Annotated in this window: 2 protein-coding genes; both read right to left on the minus strand. The window is 80.5% G+C overall.

Features of this window, described 5'->3' with window-relative positions:
- Window positions 1–191: hypothetical protein (locus tag C1I95_RS36835; RefSeq protein ID WP_233514082.1), on the minus strand; the 191-nt coding region annotated here is incomplete at its 3' end.
- Window positions 192–248: 57 nt separating this feature from the next.
- Window positions 249–527: a hypothetical protein gene (locus C1I95_RS36840; RefSeq protein ID WP_111220275.1), complete on the minus strand. Its 279-nt coding sequence runs from the start codon at window positions 525–527 to the stop codon at window positions 249–251.
- Window positions 528–668: the final 141 nt, after the last annotated feature.

Consider the following 668-nt stretch of genomic DNA (forward strand, 5'->3'; position numbering starts at 1 on the left):
CCCGAGCCCAATCCCACCGCCGGCACTGCCCCTTCGCCGACCTCCACCGGCACCGGCGGCAACGCGCCGCCGTCCGCGCCGATCGTTGCCGAGCGGCCGGCGACCCCGGCCCGAGGATGGGCGGGTGTCGCCCGGGTGGCCACGCCCCAGCCCGGCGCGGCCGGGTCCACCGGCACCACGTACCGGGCCACGGCATCGGCGATCCCGACTGGGCCCGGGCCGGAACGCGGCACTCCGCCGATCGCGGCTCAGCTCGGCGCGGCGGGCACGGCCCGTCCCCCGGCTGGCACCAGCGGCACCACCGGCCCGGCAGGCACGACCGGGTCAGCGGGCACGAGCAGCACCGCCGGGCTCGCGGGCACGAGCGGCACCACCGCCCCGGCGGGCACGGGCAGCACCGCCCCGGCGGGCACGAGCGGCGCCGCCGGGTTGGCGGGCGTGGCTGGGGTACCCGGACAGCGGGAGTCCGGGGCACCGAAGCTGGTGCGGGCCAGTGTCCGGGTGCCCGGAATGAGCCGGGTGAGCATGGGCGAGGCCCAGGCCGCCGGCAGCGGGGGCAAGGCGTCCGGTGTCTACCGGTCGGCACCGGTCGACCCGGAGCCGCCGGAGCCCGCCCAGCCACCCGAGCCGGCCAAGCCGCCGACGCCGCCCACCCCCGAGCCGGAGCC

This window comes from Micromonospora craterilacus, from assembly GCF_003236315.1.
GTDB classification, from domain to species: domain Bacteria; phylum Actinomycetota; class Actinomycetes; order Mycobacteriales; family Micromonosporaceae; genus Micromonospora; species Micromonospora craterilacus.

Coding starts and splice junctions, on each gene's coding strand:
- C1I95_RS36840 (WP_111220275.1), bottom strand. CDS start 527: ATGCTCACCCGGCTCATTCCGGGCACCCGGACACTGGCCCGCACCAGC.